Raw genomic sequence first — 23,943 nt, 5'->3', positions numbered from 1 at the left:
TTCACACTTACCTCACAATACCAATAATATAATAATTGTTATATTGAAAAATCTGGATTTTTAAATTTTAATTGAAATAATTAAAAAATAAAAAAAGGGATTTAATCTACTTTAAATCCTGCATCCTCTACAGCTTCTTCAATATCAGCATCAGTTACTTTATCAGTATCATAGTCAATGATAACATTGTTATCTTCTAAACTTGCTTTAGCATTATCTACACCGTCTAAATCGGTTAAAGATAATTCAACAGCTTTTACACAGTTAGGACAATGCATTCCTACAACACTTACTTCTTTAGTTTCTTTTGCCATAATTTTGCCTCCAATAATATTAATTATTAATTAAAAATTAATAACAAATAATACTTCCAAATATAGTATAATTTTCATACACCATAAATATATAGTATACATTCATAGATTTAGATATATCATATGAATACCAATTCAAATAAGAATTGTTTATTTTATTATATAAACCTATTTTTTTAGTCATACCTAAAAAACTTTTTGGTATTTATAACATTAAGGTTTGAAAACAATCATTTAATTATATCCTCAATTAAAACTAGAAGATCTAAAAAAAAGCTTAAAAATAGCTAAAACATTTATAAAATGTTTGATTATTAAAAATATCTAAAAAATAGTAAAAATATGGTTGTTGATTAAAGGACAATCAATCATAATAATGTAATGGTTTCCTCATCACTGTTTACTTCCACTCTTCTACCATTAACTAACTGGTCAGTGTTATCCGGTGAATCCACCATTGGAATATCTGACATAATAGCTCCTGTGGCAATAATTGGTTCTGCTTTAAGACATATAATAGCCTTTGGTGCGGTGTTGTTTTTCATCATCTGAAAAATCACATAAGAGCCTACTGTGGAACCCTTACCACCTGGAATAAACAATATCTTATCTTTAATGGATTGGCCTTTCAATTCATGTTTGATATCTATAACTTTACCGGTTTCAGGATCTACCCCACCTAAAAAACTGATAGGCTCACTACTTACAAGCAATTCTCCTTCCGCTTTACCTTTTGCTATCTTTCTACAATGTATCATAATATCCCTAAGTACAAAAAAATATTGAATCTGAATATAACTATAATAAATTATCTAATTTAAATCATATAATTTTTTCTTAAAGTATGGGATTCCATAAAATACCCAACAATCTAGACAACGTCAACCTTCATAATCTCACGTAAAACTGCAGTTGCATATGAGCCTTTATTAATTGAAAACTCCACAATAATTCCATCATCACAGGCTTCCGCATGAGTGTCCCATACCCTAAACCTCATGGAACGTCTCAAACCATGACTTCCCAATTTAGGCATCTTCGGACATTCGAAGTCTTCCTTTTTAAGGCCATATTTATCTAAAACTTCCCTTTCCATTTCACCTACCTTAGCACCTGCAAAGGGAACCTTGGTACCATATAGTGGACAGGTCGGATTTGCCTTGAACTCCTTAATTAACCTATCATATTCCTCAGGACTTTTATCCCTTATGATGGCCTCATCATCATCTATTATGATGTCCCCTTCAACATATGAATTAATACCCATCTCAACCCTTCTGGATACGACATCATTAAAGAGATATGATTGGTATGCATGTACAAACATTCTCTGAAGAGGCTTTGGAAGGGCAAGCAATGCGCTTTTATATGATTTATCATCAAGGTGGGCGAACTTATTATAGTCATGGATAAGCTGCCTTAGCATCATCTTCTCATAGCGCATTCCACCATGCATCAATTCCAGTGATTCCTCCATATTGCCATCGTCGTATGCCTGTCTTGCCTTAATGCTGTCCGGTGATTCCTCCATACATGGATGGCCTATATATAGATCCACAGCCTTTTTAAGATCATTCTGGATAAGTGCCTCACCTACAAGATGTGTTGATGTTCTAGGTTTTCCGAACCTCTGCCATCCGAAATAGTTTGGAACTCCTGTGATCTCCAATTGACCTAAAATTTCCTTGGCCCTGTTTGAGGCATCCTCGAAAGATGTGATGTCATCATTGAATGGAATATCCTTGATCTTGATTCTGAACTTATTGCCCTTCAACTGTCCCATTCTAAGCTTTTTACGTCCCCTTACAACCTTTAAAAATTTGGTGTTATGGATGGTATCCCTTAAAGCCAAGACCTCATTGAGTTTCTCATCGGATTCCATATTGGATATACATATCCACTGACGGGTTAAAGCCTTTTTATCCTTCATTCCTGCAAAACCCATACGTTTACGGCTTATATGTAAATCTCTTGCAATATCCAACAAAACATCCAATGTTGTTCTTCCGACCTTCTCAATCCATATCCAAATATTGGGTCCCTCACCAGTAGGCTCTATCTCAGGTATCTCCTCAACATAGAAGTCCTCATAGGAATTTCTAATAGTTCCGCCAATACCTGGATCATCTGTAACATATGTATTTGCATTAAGCATGATATCTAAACCTTAGATTAACTAATAATCTCTAAAAAACTAAAAAATAGTTATGCCCTGGCCGGGATTTGAACCCGGGGAATAGGATCCGCAATCCTACGTGTTATCCAAACTACACCACCAGGGCATATAACATAAATAAAATTAGTAGAATAATTCTCTTAATAAAAATAAAATTTCAACATAAAACTATTTGTAAATTATAATATTTAAAAGCATATTATGGAATCATTGTTTTTTCATACCATAAACATGGAAACAGTATTGAAGAGGAATATTTCAAGTGTAACTAATCACTTACAATTAGACCAAATCTGTAGTCTCCAACAAAACGACTGGCGGAATTATAGTTGTCCTGATTTATCTCACCTTTTGAGGACAATATCCTGTTATTGACCATAAACCTATAGTTTTTATCCATTCCAATCTGGTTGAAGAAATTATCGGCAATGGACTGTGATGCTTGAAACGATTCTCTAGAGTTGTTAGATTCCTTAAGATTTAGATAAATCTGATTTAGTATGGAATCATCCACACCGTCAGATGTGGACATTAACTCCAGGATACCCTCTGCATCATAATAATCGGATATGGCATCATCATAGTTATCCAGAGTGTCCAGATTAGTTAAAGATGAAAAGGACATGAAGAGAATGATTATTAAACAGATAGCCAATATGCCATCAACAATTGAATAAAATCCCCTGTTATCTTCCTTAAAGTCTTTAAATTTCCTATCAAAGTTAAATCTTACATTTCCATATTTATGATTCATGAGAATGATTTGAAAAAAATATTGGAGCTTAGGAATTTATCATCCTTAAATCCATCAATTTTCATAATTTTTAAAAGCAATCTAATTAGAATTAACAATCATCAATAATTGCTTTACCTGATTAGGACCTTGCATTATTTCTGATATAATCTATTACCCTTTCCTTTTTACGTATTGATTCATCAGCCGCTTTTTGAACCTTATCCTTCATCTTCTCAAAGTCCTCAGGAGTTGTATCCCCCACCAGTTTTTTAATCTTTGTATAAGCGGCTTCCCTGAATAACGGTGTTAGGGTTGTCTCGGAACCGTCCTCCTCAACAAGTCTTGGACTGCCTTCACTATCGACTATACCTATTTGATCTATCCTTACACCAACATCTGATACGGCCTTTACAACATCATCGGATATTTCGGGAGGTACAATCAACATCAATGAATCGGTGGAAACACCTAGCGGATCTATGTTTAATGTATCCAACATGTTTAGAACATTAGGAGCCACCAATGATTTGATCTTCTCATGGTCAAACTTTAAACCTACACCTGTGGTTGATGAGATTTCATGTGCATCTCCACGTAATCCCCCATTGGTTACATCTGTCATTGCATGGATATCCTTTACAAGATCATTGTTAAATATTGCATTTGAAGCCTTTACAAAGGACACGTTTAAGGTATCCCATACGACATCAAAGAAACCATTATACAATGCAGTAGTTGTAATGGTTCCTCCACCTGCTCCCTCTGTCATGAGAATGATATCACCATCGGTTGCGCCTTTCCTTGCAGTTGGTGGATAAGGTGACACACCCACACTTCCAACGGCACTTACAAGTCTGTCTCCAATAACCATGTCTCCACCTACACGTAGTGTACTACCTGCAACAAGTGGAACATCCAAAAGCTCTGATACTGCACATACACCTGCTGTAAAATCAAACAGTTTACCTACATCACCGTCATCTGCAAGGTGGAGATCGCTTAATATGGATACCGGATTAGCCCCCATTACACATACATCCCTTAAGGTTGCACGTGTTACATGGAAACCTCCTAGAAACGGATAGTCACTAAGTCTTGAATGTACCCCATCCACCGCAGTTGTAACATATACATCATCACCTTTTGCAGGTACCTTCACCACTCCACCATCATCTTGGGCTGACGGATTTACCTCGGAGGCAGTATTTGTACTAGATACGATTTGGGCTATTCTTCTGTGTACAAAGAAATCACCTGCTCCACGGGAACCTACCCCCATTTTACCCATGGTCACATCTGCCTTTGGGGGAGCCATAATGTCCTTTAAAAATTCGTCATCACTTTCATTAACTTTAAGTGTTGTTTTAACTTCATCAATAACACTCTGAGCCATTAAAAGAGAACGTTCCTCATCAATATCCTTATATTCTCTTATCCTTTCTGCTAAGACATTCTTTAATGTTTCTTCATTAGTATTATCTATTCTCGCTCTTACAAATCCTTCAATATCCATATTCACACCAAGCTTGAATAAGCTTTTTAATCGATTGAAAAAATAAAAATAATGAATTATTAAATTGTATTTATTGAGTTTTTTAAGTATTTTTAATTTATTTATACCAAATAAACCGATTTAACTCTAAATTAGAAAATAATTGAATTATTTACTGCCATATTTAGAAAAATTCCTAAATAAAAATACAATTTAATAGTTTATCAAATAATTTTAAGTTTAATTTTAGATTTAATAAATTTTATGATTAGAGTTTTTAAAAATATCTTAAATTTATAAAAAAGATTCCTGATTTAAAAATTTAATAAATTTTAGAAATAGAATTTTTAAAAATATCATAAATTTATAAAAAGGATTCCTGATTTAAAAATTTAATAAATTTTAGAAATAGAGTTTTTAGAAATATCATATAATTATAAAAAAAATTCATGATTTAGAAAATAATCTGAATTCAAAAGAAATAGTTATTGATGACCTTTTATGATTTTTTTAAAACAATATAAAATATAAATCATAAAGATTGTTTTTAAAATTATAAAAATCTATAAGGAAATATTAATTGAATCAAAAAACATGAAAATTATTCCTAAAATTATAAAAATCCATAAAAATATCAATGAATCAATTTAGAATAATTCTAAAATAGGCAAAAATAAAATAGAATTTTCAATTAGAATAATTGAAAACAGCTTCTATAAAAATGGAAGGTAAACCTAATCCTTAAGGTTTACAAAGTTTTTAAGTATTTTAAGACCATGTACCCCACTTTTTTCTGGATGGAACTGTGTTGCATATACATTATCACGCCATAATGCTGCAGTTAAATCAAAACCATAGTCACAGGTTCCAACAATCACATCCCTATCATCAGGTTCAACATAATAGGAGTGTACAAAGTAGAAATATTTACCATCCATGCCCTCAAGTATTGGACATGGTTTAACAAGATTCAATTTGTTCCATCCCATATGCGGTATCTTACGACCTGGAGGCAATATCTTCACATGACCTGGAAACACACCTAAACCCTTAACATCAGGTGTCTCATCACTGGTTGAAAGAAGTACCTGAAGACCTAGACAGATACCTAAAAATGGTTTTCCATCATTAATATGTTCGTGAATTACATCCCTGAAAGGTTCAATGTTTCCCATCGCTGAACCAAAGGAGCCTACACCTGGAAGCACCAAATATTCGGCATCGGCTATTTTCTCAGGATCATCTGTAATCTCTACATCTACCCCGATCTTTTTAAAACCATTTGATATACTTCTAAGATTTCCACTTTTATAATCAATAATTGTAATCATTTTCTCCACAGCCATAATAATACAGAATAACTATTCTCAACCACAAACAGTCCATTAACACAATAGTTTTTAAAAATGAATCCTTTAAAGCACAGCCATATTTAAAAATGGATCATTCAAAGTGCAATTACCTAATCCTTAATTGTATTAATCAACAAAATATCCCGAAAGATATAGACCAATAATTATCCCTAAATTTTAAACCTTAATAATATTTTATTTAAAATAGATTAAAAAACTTACTAAAAAAACATTCAATTTAATGACAGACAGATTATCATTTAAAATGCTACCTTATTTGTACGAGTAAAATTAGTATTTGTTAAAAAAATTAGTAAATGGAAAAAAATCAGGTAAATTTTTATAGGGAACAAATAGGGAAAACAGCTAAAAAATAATCCATAGATGAATCTATATAAAAAGCTTTAATCCTCATTCTGCCAATCTATAATAGATCTTATCATCATTCCAAAGTCGGAATCAACAATCGAATCCACACCAAGTGTTTTTGAATGAGCATCGAGTTCCGCTACAACATGGTCATAGCCATCCTCCCTTAAGGCCTCCACAAGTCTTGGACCATCTGTAACTGCAATGGATTCACCTGGAACATTCTCTATCTTAAGTGCATGTGGAACACCTACAACAACGGTTAAGTCCGGATCATATTCCTTTAAAATCTCCTCTGCCTTGTTGGCGGTTATGGGATATTCATCAAGACCACCTGTTATATAATCAAACTCCACATTGGATTCTTCCTTAAGGTTAGCCTTAACATTTACGGCATGGGACCTGATTCTGGGAAGGCCAATGTTCTCATCGAGGTTTCCAATAAACAGTGGCTTATTATCGGGATTGATCTTTCTATAATCAAAGTTTAGAATGTCAGCAAACAGATATGATGTTTCTTTCTTAACATTTAAGACAAATGCCACCTTTCTACCATCCCTTATGGAGTCAACAATGATATTTCCAATCTTTTCCTTGTTGTCCCCAAAGTTAGGTTTTATATATTTGCCCTGGGCCATTCCCCTTGTTTTCTCTACCTCAGTTGCCTGCCTTAACATTTCAATCTGTCTTGCGGCCTCCTCCTCCGGTATGACACCATATTCTGCAGCACGTTTTAGAACCAGAATAGCTCCCTCTGTATTGTCTCCTTCTCCCAAACCTGCATGTACCTCGACAGGTATGATGGTACAGTCCAGATCTGCATTTTCCGCTGCACCTTCCAGGTCCTCACCAATAATCATACTTGCACATGTTCCGACAATCCCCATGAGTTTCGGATGGAACATCTCATATGCCTTGTTTAGGGTGTCTTCTAGTTTCTCACCTGCACCTAATATAAAATCGTTTTCACTCATACCGGTCGTTAAGACCCTTACTCCATCACTTTCAAGAAGTCTGCTTGTTCTAAAACAACAACCTTTCGGACCATGCATTACAATTACATCGACATTCATATCTCTTAATGTGTATAATGCCGCAGCTATAGGACTTGGACGTGGATGCATTCTTTCACCTTTTCAATAATTTTTTTAAATATAGTAATAATTTCAATATGTTGAATCTTCAGTTTTTTAAATAATCTGGTTTAAAAAGAGATTCCATATTAAAGACTTTTAATTAAGGATATATTTAATATTAATTTTATTTAAAAGTTTTAAGAATTGAACCTCACATGAAAGGCTTTCTAGAGGTACGTTTCAAGTGTAAAATTCGCTGAAATTAAATGGTTTATAAATGTTAAAACAACATAAAAACTATCCAAAAATAGTTGATATAAAAAATAGTTGATTGATTAAATAGAATATTTAAAACCAATTCAATAATAGTTTGAATAGAAAAAATATTGGATTTAAAAGTATTGAAACTAGGTAGTCACAATACTGATAATATCCCCATCCTCAAGTTCATAGTCACTTGAGATTCTCATATTCTTACGTGCGTCGATTGCATATAGGAACTTATCACCAATATCTGTGTGGATAACATATGCAAGCTGATGTGGGGTAGAACCCTTTTTGATCAATATGGCATCAGGCAATACATTACCTTTCTGATCTGAGTATTTGTGTTCATCCTGTACCGGATAGACAGCAATCATATCCAATAGGTCAAATATTGCTGTATTAAGTGCCTTTTGAATACCTGTACTGCCATATACATCCAATATATTGGTTTGGATATAGTCAAGAGCTAATTTTTGATTTTTATTTAACTTATCTTCTTGTAAGATTTCAAATGAGGAATCACCAGAAGTGTAACTGATAAGTCCTGATTCTGCAGCCCTTACAAGTGCAAGCTCTGATTCAGCAGAACATGGAATCACATATGGATATTTTTCCTGAAGTCTCTTAATGTTCTCGGATGCAGTAGGTAAATCCGCCTTGTTTGCAACGATAATCATAGGTTTTGAAAGATGTAAGATATTTCTTGTAAGCTCTATTAAATCCTCCTTTTCCCATTTAGTGTAATCTGGTTCAACCTTTCTTTTTGCCTCGATTACATCCTCGACAGTAATTCCTGTACCAGATAATTGTTCATAGATTACCTTAGCAACATCCAAATGTTCTGCACCGATTTTACGTGTAAGCCTTACCCAGTTTCTACTTAGAATTCCATATAACCACATGACAATCTCGGTTTCCATAAAGTCCAAGTCATCTAACGGGTCATGTGAACCAGCCTCGACCGGATTTCCCTCTGCATCGGTTGAACCTGAAGCGTCAATCACATGGATTAGGACCTTTGCCTGCATTAGGTCATCCAGGAATTTATTTCCCAATCCCTTACCTTCATGTGCTCCAGGTACTAGACCTGCAACATCGATGAGTTCAACTGGTATGATTCTTTTACCGTCTTTACAATCTGAATTTCTAGGGTTACATGTTACACCAAGTTCCTTACAAGGACATTTAGAGATTACATGTCCGATAGCTATGTTTGCATCAATGGTTGTAAATGGATAGTTTGCCATTTCAACCTTTGAGGCTGTAGCTGAATTAAAGAATGATGATTTTCCTACATTTGGTTTTCCTGTTACCGCAATTTGTAACATAATATCACTAAAACAATAAATAAATAATCTGCCTAAAACAAAAAGATAGTTTTTAAGCCAAAATAACAATAAATAGTTTTTTTAAAAAATAATGTTTAATCTAAAATTAAATCTATTTTTCTATATTTATTTTTCCAGATTTATAAATATTATTATATAATATATTGAGGAAATTTTTGACAAATCATAGAATCAATTTTCAAAATGAATTAATATTAGAAGGAAGTATATCCATTTTTTAAAACCAGAACAAACCCCGGATTTAGATAATTTCAAACAATAATTAAAGGCATTTCTAAAATGTTTTTAAGATTATTGAGGATAATCTAATCAAAAACAATTAATAATTCAAATATATGAAATCTTAATGTTATCATGTATATCCATATGGTTAATTACCACAGTTTTAAACTTTTTTAAAAAGCCATCAGAAAAATGAATTTTAAATCCTAAAAAAATTCTTAAATAAATTAAAAGACAATACTTAATTAATTAAATTATTAAAATTTGAAAGATTGAAGACAGGTTTTAATAATTTAATTATAAACTTTAAAGCCAAAATAACTTTTTAGCTAATTTTAAACATAAAAAAGGTTAATTAAATGTCAGAAGATAAACCAACTGCACTAGCTGCAAGACAAATGATTCAAAAAGCAATGACGGTAACACGTGAAAAGATTGTGCCGATGGAATTTGATGAGAGTGTATATGATATTGTTGAGGTTAATGTTGAAATCAAAGACCTGGATCCAATGTTTCATAACTATAAGATTGTAAACTTGTCTGACCTACATCTTGGCCAATGGTTAACAGCAGAATATCTTGAGGGTGTAATCGAGATAGTGAACAAACAGAATGCAGATATGATAGCACTTACAGGAGATTACGTATCCTATATCCTAGATGATGTTGCAGATGACTTGGAAAGATGCCTTTCAATGCTTAAGGCAAAGGACGTGTCACTTGCAGTACTTGGAAACCATGACCACTGGACGGACCCCGATAGAATCAGGGAAATATTGAAGAATGCAGGCATCATTGATATAAGCAACGATGTCTATACAATCGAAAGAAAAAGGAATAACAGAACTGCAAAACTTAATGTTGCCGGTGTGGACAGCACAATGCTCAACAAAGAGGATTTGGATAAGGTTATGGAAGAACTGCCTGAGGAGGGTCCTGCCATTATGTTGGCTCATGAACCAGACTTTGCAGACATTACATCACTTACAGGCAGATTTGCACTTCAGATATCAGGACACTCCCATGGTGGACAATTCATCATACCTGGTCTCAATACCACAATACTTAGGGGAGAGGGTTCCCAGAAATATCCTGTCGGGGAATATAAAGTTGGGGACATGATACAGTATACAAGCAAGGGATTGGGCACCAACGTTTTCTGGCTTAGAATAAACTGTGCTCCGGAAATCACCATATTCAAATTAAAAAGTCCCGAGGTTGAGGATAAGGAAAATAAAAATCATAAAAAGCCAATCTATATAAGACACAGCAATCAGAAGAAGATTTTCCCAACAAGGGAGGATGTTGACAGATTCCTGAATCCAGATGACATTGCAGATTTTATTGAGGGCAAAATCTCACAGATAGCCAATAATCTAAATCCCTTTGAGGACAATGACAAGTCAAAGGATGAAAGAAAAGATAAATAGAACCAATGATTAAATTGAGAGAATGAATATTATAATTTTCAGTTTAAAACAGACTAAATTGTCTTGGAAAATAAATATTATGATTTTCCAGTTTTAGAACGGATTAAAATAATGTCCAATAGAACAACTATTATAATTTTCCAGATTTAGAATAGACTAAAATAATATCCAAAATTATAAAAATGTTCATAAAAAAGAATTATAATATAAATTCGTATTATAAATATTTTACAATATAAAGATTTAATCAAAAAAATCTTAAAAAGATAATTCAATTAGAGTTCTAAATAAGTCATAAATATAAAAAAAATTGAGTTAAATAACCTTACGGAAATAATTCAATTCAGATTATAAATATTTTATTAATATAAAAAAATTGAATTGCAAACATCTAAATATAAAGATATTATCTAAATTTTCAATAGAGATATAAAAGAACATAACAATATTTGGTGAGAACATGAGCAAGAAAGATAAGTATGATCCTGAAACCATTAGAAGAACACTTGCCAGAATGCCCGAGGATTATGAACCAAATATTGAGAAGTTCTCATATAAAGACTTTGCAATAAGGACAATTGTAATATGGATAGGTAATATAATTGGTTTTCTAATCGTTGCCCCTTTCAATCTGGGACTGTATGTAAACAGCATTGAAATGGCGATAATCGTTGTAACCCTGGTAGGTATTGTAAACGCATTGCTCTGGCCTATTCTAACACGGGTGTTTATGCCGTTTTTTGTATATACCTTTGGAGCCGCATCACTTATCTTTAATGCACTGTTCTTCTATATTCTAGCCTTCTTCATAAAGGGTTTCGAGATAAATGGACCTGCATTGTTTCTGGTACCGTTTCTCATGGCAGCCATAAACACAGTTCTAGCAGGTATCGTTACCATTGACGACAACAGTTCATATTACAGAGGCATTACAAGGGATGCATTGAACAGCAGAAGAAAGGAATCATTGAAACAATACAGTGGACTCATCATTCTCGAAATCGATGGACTTGCATATGACATATTAATGGAGGCCATTGACAAGGACTATATGCCCACACTTAAAGGATGGTTGGATAAGGGAAGCCATAAGGTCAAAAGATGGGAGACAGATTTGTCAAGCCAAACCGGTGCAAGCCAGGCAGGAATACTACATGGAAACAATAGGGACATTGTTGCATACCGCTGGGTTGAAAAGGACAATGACAACAGGATCATGAGTTGTGGAAGCTTCAACAACACAAGCATAATGGAGGAGAGGATTTCAAATGGTAATGGACTTCTTACAGATGATGGGGGAAGCCGCTGCAACCTCTTCTCAGGTGACACCGACAATGTGATATTCACACTATCCAAGGCATTGAACATACAGAAGATGTTCAACAGTGCATGGTTTTCAGTGTTTGAAAACCCTAACAGTTTTGCACGTATATGTGTACTATTCTTATATGAGATAATCCTGGAGGCATACTCCCAGATTAAACATACCATAAAAAACATAAGGCCACGTATCAGAAGGGGATTCATATATAACCTAACACGTGCAGGAACCAACGTATTTTTAAGGGAGGTCAACACCCACACCATCATATGGGACATGATGAATGGTAAGCTAGATACAATCTATGCAACCTATCTTGGATATGACGAGATTGCACACCATTCTGGCATACGGGACGAGGATTCATTCAGATGTCTTAAAACATTGGACAAGCAGTTCAAGCGTATTAAGGAGGCAAGCAAGTATTCAAGAAGGGACTATGAATTTGTAATCCAGTCAGACCATGGACAGAGTAATGGTGCAACCTTCAAACAAAGATATGGAATAAGCTTTGACAAGTATGTGAGAAGCCTGCTTCCAGAGGACATGAGTTTCTACAGTCTAATCAATTCTGATGACGAACTTAGGGATGTTTTCATACCATTGAACAGACAGATTACCTATATGAGGAACCTGTACTCAAACAGTCTAGAGTATATTGAGAAATACAGTCCAAGGCAATACAAGATCCAGAAGCCCGAGAACTCAGAGGTAATCGTTCTAGGTTCAGGAAATCTTGCATTGATATATCTGACACAATGGTCACATAGACTAAGCTATGAGGAGATCATAAGCTATTTCCCGAACCTCATACCAGGACTTGTTAAGAACAAATACATCGGATTCATACTTGTAAACTCAAAGAACAACGGTGCCATGGTCATTGGCGAGGACGGAATCAACTATATTGAAAAGGGTGTTGTACAGGGCGAGGACCCACTTAAAAACTTCGGTAAAAATGCCAGCTATCATTTAAAGAGAACAAACTCATTTAAGCATACACCGGACATACTTGTAAACAGTTTCTATGACCCTGAAACCGATGAGGTATGCGCATTTGAGGAACTGGTTGGAAGCCATGGAGGTCTTGGAGGAAGTCAGACAAGGCCCTTTATAATGTATCCCTCATACTGGAATCTAGATGGTGAGATTGTTGGTGCAGAATCCATTTATAAAATATTGAAAAGAGAAATCAATAATCTAAAGTTAAGAGAATAAGAAGCAGATTGCTATTCTAAAAAATAGATTATTACCTTAATATAAAATAAACAATAAAGTTTATACTAATTTATATAAACCTAAAAACATGAGGAATTAAGAAGATGTCAAAATTATACATTGTTGGGATTGGACCTGGAGATTTCGAATATCTAACCTACAAGGCAGTGGAAACTGTAAAGAATGCTGATATTGTAATAGGAAGTAAGAGGGCCATTGATCTATTTGATGAGGTGAATGAGAAAATCATATTCAATGTCAAGAACCTACATGGAAACCTTGAGGAAAGTGTGGACATTGCAAAGGAAGGCAAGGATGTTGCACTACTTTCAACAGGAGATCCCGGTTTTTCAGGACTTCTAAAACCGATTCTTGAAATATCAGAGGAAAAGGGCTTTCCAAGGGAAAACATCGAGGTCATACCAGGCATAAGCTCACTTCAGCTTGCATCAAGCAGATGCAAAATCCCATGGGACAGTGCGAATATCATGACGTTTCATGGAAGGGAAAACATCGAGGACATACTTCCAATAATAGACAATGGATTGGAAACCATTGCGCTTCCATCAAGAAAGGTTAAAGACATGGCCCAATTTCTAATTGACAATGGAGTAGATTCCGAAAGACAGGTCATAGTCTGTGAAAGATTAAGCTATCCTGATGAGAGGATATTTAGAGGCAGTCTAGAAGAGGTAAGCCACTCTGAGTTTACATATATGTGTGTTATGGTAATATTAAAGGAATAATATTTGATTTTTAAATAAAAAAAATAAGAGGTGTATAATCGAAAATCGAATTGGAAATTTATATCCCATATTAAATCAGAAATATGAAAACAAGGTATCATTAAATTGAAAGTATATTGAAAATCCATAAAAACATGGAGGTTAGAATCCACGTTATGGAAATATTAAATAAATAGTTGACCAAAATCCAGTGAAGTATATAGGAAAACAATTGCAACCGAACCAAAAAGCAGTATTAGAATAAAGAAGATTGCAAGCCCATATCTAATCCATTTCTCCCTTTCCATATTTTAATATATAACGAGATAAGATAAAAAGCTATGTATCAATGATTAATAAATAAAAAAAAGCCTATTGATATAGTCAAACATGAAGATTTAAAAAAAACTTTTTATCAAATCTTATTTTTCAAAAAAAAAATCAGGTGGCTATTAAAAGTTCTTTAATTAAGAATGAGAACTTTAAAGAATAAAATCTCAGCTGAGAGACACCTTATAAAAAAATGTACCAAGCCAAAATATTTTAAAAAAATATTAATGCATTATTCGGAATGTTTTAAGAAAAAACTTTCACTTAATAAACATGAAAAATCACATATCAATAATTTCAGCACAAAAAATAGTTTTGTACAACACAAACTTTTTATAATATCTTGTTTACAGGTATGGATTTTTTAAAAAATTTTAGAAAAAAATTTAGGGATACCTAAATATTTATATACTAGTTTGTTCTAACTATAATACAAGAAATTTAGGCATACCTAAAAATCACATTACCTTTAAAATTTTCTCTCTCAAAAATTTAAAAAAAGGTTTCGTTTTCATTACACACAAAAATATTATCTGCCAAGGAAAATATTATTATGCTTTAAATTTCTTAGATAAACACCTGGATCAAAAGTCAAAAAATATATAGCCTTAAATCACACTCTTAAAAAAAATTAGAAACTGACTTTTGATTCAAAGGAGTTTAACTCTTTTTATATCAGATTTTTTTTATTGTTAAAAACTTATAATGAGCTATTTTTATAGTGCTAAAAAAATTATAATGAACTGTTTCTATATCTTAAAAATTAAAAAAAAGAATTAAAAGTAAAGACACTATAATTGGATAGCCTCATGGTGAATCTCATCATTTTCCCTACCTTCATAGAGAATGTCACCAAATTTGGTTAATTTATCAATGCCCTTAACCTCATCCTTAAATAAGGGAACCTGGGTAATCTCCTTATCAGAGAATTTTTGATTGATTAATGCAAGACGTTTCTGCTGTAGTTTATATCTTGAATGGCAGAAATCACAATCATCAATATCAGGCATTACCTGATTTACAATGATACCGTCGGTTGTCATGTCAAATTTATTCAATGATTCGATAGCCCTTTCAGATTCATAGATTGACATCTCCTCAGGAATTACAACCATCTTAAATGTTGTCCTCTCAGGATCTGATAAGATTTTCTTAGCCTTCTCAACATCTTTTTTGGTCTGCTCCAATTCTGCAGCTGTTTGTTGTTCATCCACATCCATAAATGGAATAATGCTTTTGATTTTGTTTGCAGCCTCCCCAAGTTTTGCCTTGGCTTTCATCATTCTTCCAACCCATGATTCCATTAAATCCGGAAATGAAAGTAATCTTAAGGTATGTCCTGTAGGAGCGGTATCGAATACCACCATGTCATAGTCATCACTATCATTATTAATGATACGCATGAACAATTCAAATGCCGCAGTCTCATCAGCACCTGGAGCAGATGATGCAAGGTCCATCTGATCAGACAATAAATCCAATCCCATTGCAGTATTTTTATCGGTCAATGTTTTACGTGCATCTATTTCCCTTTGTTTTTCTTCCATTGCAACATCCGGATCTATTTCCATACCCCAGAGGTTTTCTGTAATGAATTTTGGATATGGTCCAATGTACATCTCAAGTGAATCTGATAGGGAGTGTGCAGGATCTGTTGATACAAGTAATGTTTTCTTACCATTACGTGCTAACCATAACGCAGTTGATGCAGATACTGAGGTCTTACCTACTCCACCTTTTCCACCTACAAATACAAAGGTGGTTTCATCTTTCTTAAAATTGAATAAGTCTTTAAATGCCATAACGATTCCTCTATAAGTTTTAGCTATTAAGTAATTAAGTATTGATTCTTTATTTTTATAAATTTAAACTATGGATTAATTAAATTTATAATTTAAACTTAAAAATTATAGATTCAAACCTAAACTAATTAGATATCCAGTAAACTCATAATTCTAATTTAGAAATTATAAATAAACTAAGTTGTTTAATGCTAAGTTAAATTTATAAAAAAATTTTAGAAACTTTTAGTAACTAAAAGTAATTATTATAAAAATTATATTTTCTAATATATAATCTTTTTTAAAATTGACTATTATATATAATATATATTATTATAGTAAGTTAATTTAAAATACAAAATTGAATTTTAAAATACTTAGATAATTTTTTTTAAAATAATTTAGAAATAAATTTAAATTAAAAAATAGTCTAGAAATAAACTTAAACTAAGAAATATAGTTTAAAAAAATAATATAGATGAATACCATGAATACTAAAGAGCTGTTTGATGAAATCTATGAATACATGATTAATTATGACCATGCAAGAGTGCCACATGGATATTCTACAGATGCAATAAGCCTACTTACAAGATATAATTATTATACCTATAAAGAGATCATCAATAGAAAACATTCTGGAAGTTTAAAAGTAGAAGTAGATGACAATAAAGTTAATGATTTTAAAGATAGAGTTGACTATTATTTTGAAGAGAACTCACCAGGTGATTATGAGTATAGGGATTTTATAAAATATATCTCGCTATATCTGACTTTTATTGTTAGGAAGTCCCTACATCCAGTTGGTATAAAATCCAAGGACATGACTGTTACAAAAGATAACAATAAATTTTACTGTACTGGAAAGAAGAGGTTTATTAAGGATAGGAATTCCCTATGTAAGTACTGTGTTAGTAGGTCAAAGAGCAATTAATGATATCCATATAATAAATCATTAAAAAACAGAATAAAAATAATACAGATAAATGGAATTTGAATGTTTAAAAAAACTTAAAAAATGTAAAAAATCATTTTTATTAACTATTTGATGGTTTATCTAAACAGTAATTAAAGGAAATTAAATTTTAACTATTTTTCACTATTAAATTTAAATCCTTTATAAATACTATTTTTAAGAATCCCTGATTAATTTTTAAAAAATCATTCTAGATTATCAGACTATCACATATAAAAAATCATTATTATAAAATAATTTTAAATAAATTAAAAACAATATATAATACATTAATATATTTTTATAAAAAAAATACTGAATATGTGATTTTCATGTATACATTACCTAAGCTAGATGAAGAGAAAGTAAATGAGGAAATTTGCTTGTTTATACAAGACAAGGTATCAAAGGCAAATTGTGATGGTATAGTTATAGGTTTAAGTGGAGGTATAGACTCCACTGTTTCAGCATACTTATCTGTTGAGGCTATTGGATGTGAAAACGTTTTTGGAATACACATGTATTCATCAACAACACCAAAAGAGGATACGGATCATGCAAGATTAATGGCAAGACTCCTGGACATAAAGTATAAAGAGGTCAATATTGACAGTGTTTCAGATGAATTCATAAAGATGGCACATAGAGACGGTAAATACAGTGATGATGCTGTACAGCTTGCAGACGGAAATCTCAAGGCAAGAATCAGAATGTGTTTATTATACTATTATGCTAACTTAACCAATTCATTAGTTTTAGGTACTGGAAATAAAAGCGAGCTTTACATTGGATACTTCACAAAGTATGGTGATGGCGGCTGTGATATGGAGCCTATTGGAGACATATATAAAACACAGTTAAGATCACTTGCAAGAGCATGGAAGATTCCTGAGGAGATCATTGTAAAGCCTCCAAGGGCAGGATTATGGCCTGGCCAGACTGATGAGGACGAGATAGGTTTAAGTTATGAACTTTTAGATAAGCTCTTATATATGGCTATTGATAAGAATCTAGACAACAAGACAATAAGAGACAGTCTTAACATTAGTGACGATACAATCAATCTAATTAGAAATAAGGTAATAAATAGCCGTCATAAGATAGAGGTTCCGGAATCCCCTAAGGTATCCGATTTTAAGATTTAAACCTTTATTATTTTTTTATAAAAAAAGATTTTTTAAAAGATTAGCTAAAGAGATAATATACTTTACGTATTAGATTTCTAGCTAAAAACTGTGTTTATATTTATTTAAATAAAATTAGCTTATTTTATAGGTCGATTTTTAATATTACGTACTTAACTTTAAAAAGATAGAATAATGGTGATTTAGTGTCAGAGAATATTGAGAAAAAATGGCAGAAGAAATGGGAAGATGCAAAGCTATTTGAATCAAATCCAAATGATAAGGAAAAGATGTATATTACAGTAGCTTTCCCATATCCAAGTGGTGCAATGCATGTGGGACATGGAAGAACATATACCGTTCCAGATGTCTATGCGAGATTTAAAAGAATGGAGGGTTATAATGTTCTATTCCCAATGGGTTGGCATGTAACTGGAGCTCCCGTTATTGGAATTGCAGATAGGATTAAAAACAAGGATCAATGGACCTTAGACTTATATGAAAATGTGCATAAGGTACCTAAGGAAACACTTCCGAAATTGGCGGATCCTATCAATATTGTAAAATACTTCTCAAGCGAATATCATGATGTCATGAGCAAGATGGGTTACACCATTGACTGGAGAAGGGAATTCAGAACCATCGACCCTACCTTCCAGAAATTCGTCACATGGCAGATGAAAACACTTAAAAGCAAAGGCTTAATCATACAGGGAGAGCACCCTGTAAAATACTGTCCACATGACGAGAACCCCGTTGGAGACCATGACCTTCTTGAAGGGGAAGGTATTGGTGTTAATGAGCTTACACTTTTAAAATTCCCACTTGAGGACAAATTCCTTGTAACCGGTACCCTAAGACCTGAGACCATCTTCGGTGCAACCAATATCTGGTTAAATCCCGAGGTCCACTATATTCTAGTTGAAGTTGAGAAAGGCAGATCAGAAGGTGAAAAATGGGTAATGTCCGATGATGCATACTACAACATCTCAAACCAGAAGGATTTAAAGATCCTAGGAGATATCGACCCTAAAGAAATCATTGGTAAAATTTCCAAAAACCCCGTAACAGGTGAAGAGATTCCAGTATTCCCTGCAAGCTTTGTAGATGCAGAATATGGAAGCGGAGTGGTATTCTCAGAACCTGCTGATGCACCTGCAGATTACATTGCACTTCGTGATTTAAAGAACAACGCGGAATTAATCAAGGAATATGGGCTAGAGGAAGCTGTCCTAAAGGCTGAACCTAGAAATGTCGTAACCGTTAAAGGTTATGGCCCAATCCCTGCAAAGGAAACCATTGAAAAACTAGGCATTGAAAACCAGGACGATCCCAAGTTACATGATGCAACCGAGGAATTATATAAGACAGAACACAGTAAAGGTTATGTAAGTGACCACATACCTAAGTATGGCGGTAAGAGAGTTGCATATGTAAGGAATGAGGTTAGAGATGATTTAATAGAAGAAGGATATGCGGACATTATCTATGACTTTGCAGAAAGACCTGTTATCTGCCGTTGCGGTCACCGCTGTGTTGTAAAGATATTGGATGACCAATGGTTTATGAAATACTCCGATAATGAGTGGAAAGGAAAGGCTCATGAGGTTCTTGACGGGGAAACCATTATTCCATCTGAGGTCAAGTCAAACTTCAACTATTATATTGACTGGCTAGATGACTGGGCATGTTCCAGAAGGGTAGGTCTTGGAACCCGTGTACCATGGGATAAAAAATGGCTATTTGAACCGCTTACAGATTCAACAATGTATATGTCCTACTATACAATAGCTAAATACCTAAAGGATATGGACCCGGAACTTCTAAATGAGGCATTCTTTAACAAGGTGTTCCTGGATATTGACTCCGATGACATTAAGGTTGACAGTGAAACCATAAGTAAAATCCAGAATGAGTTCAACTACTGGTATCCTCTTGACTGGAGATTATCTGCAAAGGACCTTGTCGGAAACCATTTAAGTTTCTTAATGTTTGCACACTCCGCAATATTCCCTAAGGACAAGTGGCCTAAGGGTACCGTTGTATTTGGTATGGGCCTTCTTGAGGGAAACAAGATGTCCTCCTCCAAAGGAAATGTTATTTTACTTAACGATGCAATAGACCAATACTCTGCAGATGTTGTAAGATTATTCCTCATGAGTTCAGCAGAACCATGGCAGGATTTCGATTGGAGAGAAAAGGAAGTAAAAGGTACTCAAAGAAGACTCCAATGGTTTAGGGAATTTGCATCCAAGGTAAATGAAGTTGCAGGTGGAAACCTTGATTTATCAAACATCAAAGATGTGGAGCTTACAAGGAATATTGACAAATGGATGATAGGTCAATTAAACCAACATATCAAGAATGCGACTGAGGCATTAGATGTTTTCCAAACAAGAAAGGCATCACAGGAAGCTTTATTCTTACTTAAAAAGGATGTGGATCACTATCTATACAGGGTAAAACACATTATTGACAATGGTGATGAGGGTGTCATCTATGTATTGTCCACACTTCTGGACAATTGGATCAGGTTACTTGCCCCATTTACACCACATACCTGTGAGGAACTATGGTCCGTCTATGGTGGTGAAGGCTTTGTATCAGAGGCATCCTGGCCGAAATATGACGAATCCCTAATCAGTGATGAAATCAGCACATCAGAGGCACTTATCCAAAATGCCGTACATGATATTACAGAGATTGAAAAGATGGTCGATACAGATGTAAGTAAAATCCACCTATATCTTGCACCGGACTGGAAATGGGATCTATATAAGATAGCCTCAGAGGTTGGAAAACCTGACATTGGTCAGATTATGGGAAGGGCCATCAAAGCAAATATCCACTCCGATAAAAAGGCAATAGCCCAGAATGCTAAAAAAATCAGCCGTGAGATAACCAAAACCCCATATGTTGGAAAGATTGATGAGGAGTCAATCTTTGAGGATGGTAAAGCATATATGGAGGAGGAATGTGGCAGTGAGATAGCCATCCATACCGATGACTCATATGATCCACAGAACAAGGCACGTAATGCAATGCCATATAAGCCAGCTATATTTATTGAATAAACAATTAATAATTAATTTAGAATTAAATTAATTAATTCTTTTTCTTTTTTTAATATTTGAATTCTCCAAAATTCAATTTTCTCACTTAAATAATATTTATATTATAAAGATATCTTAATCCAATAGTTTCTATTATACATTTCTAATTTTAATTAAAAAATTATAATTAAAAAATTTAATAATAAATCATTTTTAAATATTTCCCTAATTTTTAAATAATCTTTCTATACTAAAATCTTAATAAAAAACTGTTAATCTATATATAATAATATAAGATAAAAAAAAGATAAAATTAAAAAAAAGGTGTAAAATTTATAAAAAAGAATGTTTAAACTTTTATAATTAAATACCCTATAAATTATGGATAAAAAATTAAATAATTAATTTTAAGATTATTAAACAAAAATTAAAAACCAATATCAAATATTTTCATTTATATAAAATAAATTCTATTTTAGTATTCAAAAATTTTAAGTTATTAAAAGAACAATAATTAATTGGAAATAATAAAATTTAAGAAAATTTCCGCCCTATTAAAATAAGACCATTATGGGATTGAAATGTGTAACTTGAGATGGTCACTGTGTCGACGGTGTTGTTATTAAAATAAGACCATTATGGGATTGAAATACGAATCATTCACACTTGATGAGGCGGCGGATATCCTATTAAAATAAGACCATTATGGGATTGAAATTTCTAGTAATCATGTTGTTGTAATTGGACATTATAATATTAAAATAAGACCATTATGGGATTGAAATTAGGCAAAGAACCGCCGAAGCAGAACGGATAGAAAGATTAAAATAAGACCATTATGGGATTGAAATTAGAAAAGAAAAAGGGGTTTTTAACTGATGGATACAATTAAAATAAGACCATTATGGGATTGAAATGACCTTGAAAACAACTCAAAAAAATGGTACCTCCTAATTAAAATAAGACCATTATGGGATTGAAATTAAAATTCATGTGTGTTAGTTTTTGTTCCTGCTGTATTAAAATAAGACCATTATGGGATTGAAATTTGAAAATAGGTGGTGTGCATATGCCATCTATGATCTAGAAATTAAAATAAGACCATTATGGGATTGAAATTTTTGTATGTTGTTCCCTCATATTTGAAATATGTTATTAAAATAAGACCATTATGGGATTGAAATACCGAACGAACATTGTAGGTGTTATCTCAAGAGGCAATTAAAATAAGACCATTATGGGATTGAAATTCTTTACCTGTAGCAGTTGGGTTAATGTATGCAGTAATTAAAATAAGACCATTATGGGATTGAAATTCAACTATCCTGCCGTTTTCCAAAAAATCTTTAATCAATTAAAATAAGACCATTATGGGATTGAAATCAAATTTTCAAACTTTCATTATTACAACAAAAAAAACATTAAAATAAGACCATTATGGGATTGAAATATGTAATTGATAATGTCGTACAAACCTGCCCTATAAATTAAAATAAGACCATTATGGGATTGAAATTTGTAACAAATTCTTCAATTTTTTTCATATCCTTCATTAAAATAAGACCATTATGGGATTGAAATTTCGTAATCACCTTTTTAGTTTTTCAAGAAAGCAAATTAAAATAAGACCATTATGGGATTGAAATATTGAAGAGTATCAAGAATTAAAAAGGGATCAAGTAATTAAAATAAGACCATTATGGGATTGAAATTCTTCTGATTATATATTATTCTCATGTTCTGTAGAAATTAAAATAAGACCATTATGGGATTGAAATCTTGATTAGATAAAACATCTTGGTCAGTTAGAACCCATTAAAATAAGACCATTATGGGATTGAAATGCATATATTGATTGTTAACAATTCTGCAACATTATCCGATTAAAATAAGACCATTATGGGATTGAAATAAAGTTTTGGTTTAGTTGAAGGAACATTAACTGAAGATTAAAATAAGACCATTATGGGATTGAAATGAAATTTTTTCTTGCTTCAAGATCATCAGTACTGTATATTAAAATAAGACCATTATGGGATTGAAATGAAATGGGATTAACCTTTATTCTTATCCATTAACTTATTAAAATAAGACCATTATGGGATTGAAATTTCTATATGATCTCCAGGGTTTATATCGAAAAGTTTTATTAAAATAAGACCATTATGGGATTGAAATGTTACCAATTTGGAACTGGTAATCTGCAGGTGATAATATTAAAATAAGACCATTATGGGATTGAAATTCGATTATGAGATGGTTTATACTGAGAACAGGGTATTATTAAAATAAGACCATTATGGGATTGAAATCAGTCTAGACATAGTATTTCGTCATGTTGTTCATCATTAAAATAAGACCATTATGGGATTGAAATATAAACATACAATTAAATAAAAAAAACATTAAAGGAATTAAAATAAGACCATTATGGGATTGAAATATGTATTGTATGTTCCTGTGATATTGCACTCAAAATTATTAAAATAAGACCATTATGGGATTGAAATAATCAATTAAAGGAGGTGCTTAGAAATGCCTAAAATATTAAAATAAGACCATTATGGGATTGAAATTTGAATGTAAGGTTATTGGGCATTATGCTTTTATACCATTAAAATAAGACCATTATGGGATTGAAATGGTGTTAATT

At 32.7% G+C, this 23,943-nt stretch carries 15 protein-coding genes, 1 tRNA gene and 1 CRISPR repeat array (1 of these 17 running past the window's edge); of the genes, 6 read left to right on the top strand and 10 right to left on the bottom strand.

Annotation, left to right across the window (positions count from 1 at the left end; translation table 11 throughout):
- Window positions 1-101 precede the first annotated feature (101 nt).
- The 9 genes from ABM4_RS00630 to ABM4_RS00590 all read right to left on the bottom strand — a co-directional run bounded on the left by ABM4_RS00630 (window position 102) and on the right by ABM4_RS00590 (window position 9,110).
- Complete coding sequence (locus ABM4_RS00630; protein WP_016357751.1) at window positions 102-314, bottom strand: heavy-metal-associated domain-containing protein; 213 nt, start codon at window positions 312-314, stop codon at window positions 102-104.
- Between the two features lie 368 nt (window positions 315-682).
- On the bottom strand, window positions 683-1,072 hold the full coding sequence (locus ABM4_RS00625) for a DUF126 domain-containing protein (protein WP_016357750.1): 390 nt from the start codon (window positions 1,070-1,072) through the stop codon (window positions 683-685).
- Window positions 1,073-1,185: 113 nt separating this feature from the next.
- Entirely contained in the window at window positions 1,186-2,469 is a 1,284-nt protein-coding gene (gene truD / locus ABM4_RS00620) for a tRNA pseudouridine(13) synthase TruD (RefSeq protein WP_016357749.1), read from the bottom strand.
- A gap of 53 nt (window positions 2,470-2,522) precedes the next feature.
- A tRNA-Arg gene (locus tag ABM4_RS00615) sits at window positions 2,523-2,596 on the bottom strand.
- Between the two features lie 162 nt (window positions 2,597-2,758).
- Window positions 2,759-3,244 (bottom strand): hypothetical protein, encoded by a 486-nt coding sequence (locus tag ABM4_RS00610; protein ID WP_016357748.1) that lies wholly within the window; start codon window positions 3,242-3,244, stop codon window positions 2,759-2,761.
- Between the two features lie 121 nt (window positions 3,245-3,365).
- A complete protein-coding gene (locus ABM4_RS00605; RefSeq protein WP_016357747.1) occupies window positions 3,366-4,739 on the bottom strand; it encodes an AIR synthase-related protein in 1,374 nt (457 codons plus the stop codon).
- 713 nt (window positions 4,740-5,452) lie between these two features.
- Window positions 5,453-6,049, bottom strand: a complete 597-nt coding sequence (gene hisH / locus ABM4_RS00600) for an imidazole glycerol phosphate synthase subunit HisH (RefSeq protein WP_016357746.1) — start codon at window positions 6,047-6,049, stop codon at window positions 5,453-5,455.
- 425 nt (window positions 6,050-6,474) lie between these two features.
- Window positions 6,475-7,563: a Ni-sirohydrochlorin a,c-diamide reductive cyclase catalytic subunit gene (gene cfbD / locus ABM4_RS00595; RefSeq protein WP_016357745.1), complete on the bottom strand. Its 1,089-nt coding sequence runs from the start codon at window positions 7,561-7,563 to the stop codon at window positions 6,475-6,477.
- Between the two features lie 359 nt (window positions 7,564-7,922).
- Window positions 7,923-9,110, bottom strand: coding sequence for a redox-regulated ATPase YchF (locus tag ABM4_RS00590; RefSeq protein ID WP_016357744.1), 1,188 nt, complete (start codon window positions 9,108-9,110; stop codon window positions 7,923-7,925).
- Between the two features lie 602 nt (window positions 9,111-9,712).
- Here ABM4_RS00590 and ABM4_RS00585 point away from each other — a divergent pair.
- The 3 genes from ABM4_RS00585 to ABM4_RS00575 all read left to right on the top strand — a co-directional run bounded on the left by ABM4_RS00585 (window position 9,713) and on the right by ABM4_RS00575 (window position 14,068).
- Window positions 9,713-10,783: a metallophosphoesterase gene (locus ABM4_RS00585; protein WP_016357743.1), complete on the top strand. Its 1,071-nt coding sequence runs from the start codon at window positions 9,713-9,715 to the stop codon at window positions 10,781-10,783.
- A 514-nt stretch (window positions 10,784-11,297) separates the two neighbouring features.
- Window positions 11,298-13,322: a phage holin family protein gene (locus ABM4_RS00580; RefSeq protein ID WP_048200955.1), complete on the top strand. Its 2,025-nt coding sequence runs from the start codon at window positions 11,298-11,300 to the stop codon at window positions 13,320-13,322.
- A 104-nt stretch (window positions 13,323-13,426) separates the two neighbouring features.
- Window positions 13,427-14,068, top strand: a complete 642-nt coding sequence (locus ABM4_RS00575; RefSeq protein ID WP_016357741.1) for a cobalt-precorrin-7 (C(5))-methyltransferase — start codon at window positions 13,427-13,429, stop codon at window positions 14,066-14,068.
- Window positions 14,069-15,168: 1,100 nt separating this feature from the next.
- Here the strand turns inward: ABM4_RS00575 and ABM4_RS00570 are convergent.
- Window positions 15,169-16,179, bottom strand: a complete 1,011-nt coding sequence (locus ABM4_RS00570) for a TRC40/GET3/ArsA family transport-energizing ATPase (protein ID WP_016357740.1) — start codon at window positions 16,177-16,179, stop codon at window positions 15,169-15,171.
- Between the two features lie 466 nt (window positions 16,180-16,645).
- Between ABM4_RS00570 and ABM4_RS00565 the strand changes: the two genes are divergently transcribed.
- From ABM4_RS00565 to leuS, 3 genes are all read left to right on the top strand, one after another.
- Entirely contained in the window at window positions 16,646-17,092 is a 447-nt protein-coding gene (locus tag ABM4_RS00565) for a DUF2115 family protein (protein WP_048200738.1), read from the top strand.
- Window positions 17,093-17,445: 353 nt separating this feature from the next.
- Window positions 17,446-18,258: an NAD+ synthase gene (locus ABM4_RS00560; protein ID WP_016357738.1), complete on the top strand. Its 813-nt coding sequence runs from the start codon at window positions 17,446-17,448 to the stop codon at window positions 18,256-18,258.
- Between the two features lie 185 nt (window positions 18,259-18,443).
- Window positions 18,444-21,311 (top strand): leucine--tRNA ligase, encoded by a 2,868-nt coding sequence (gene leuS / locus ABM4_RS00555; protein WP_016357737.1) that lies wholly within the window; start codon window positions 18,444-18,446, stop codon window positions 21,309-21,311.
- 532 nt (window positions 21,312-21,843) lie between these two features.
- Window positions 21,844-23,943: direct repeats of the CRISPR family, unit length 30 nt; unit sequence ATTAAAATAAGACCATTATGGGATTGAAAT (it continues 14,148 nt past the right edge of the window).

This window comes from Methanobrevibacter sp. AbM4 (assembly GCF_000404165.1).
In the GTDB taxonomy this organism is placed as follows: domain Archaea; phylum Methanobacteriota; class Methanobacteria; order Methanobacteriales; family Methanobacteriaceae; genus Methanarmilla; species Methanarmilla boviskoreani.
This window is presented reverse-complemented; position numbering and strand designations above follow the sequence as displayed.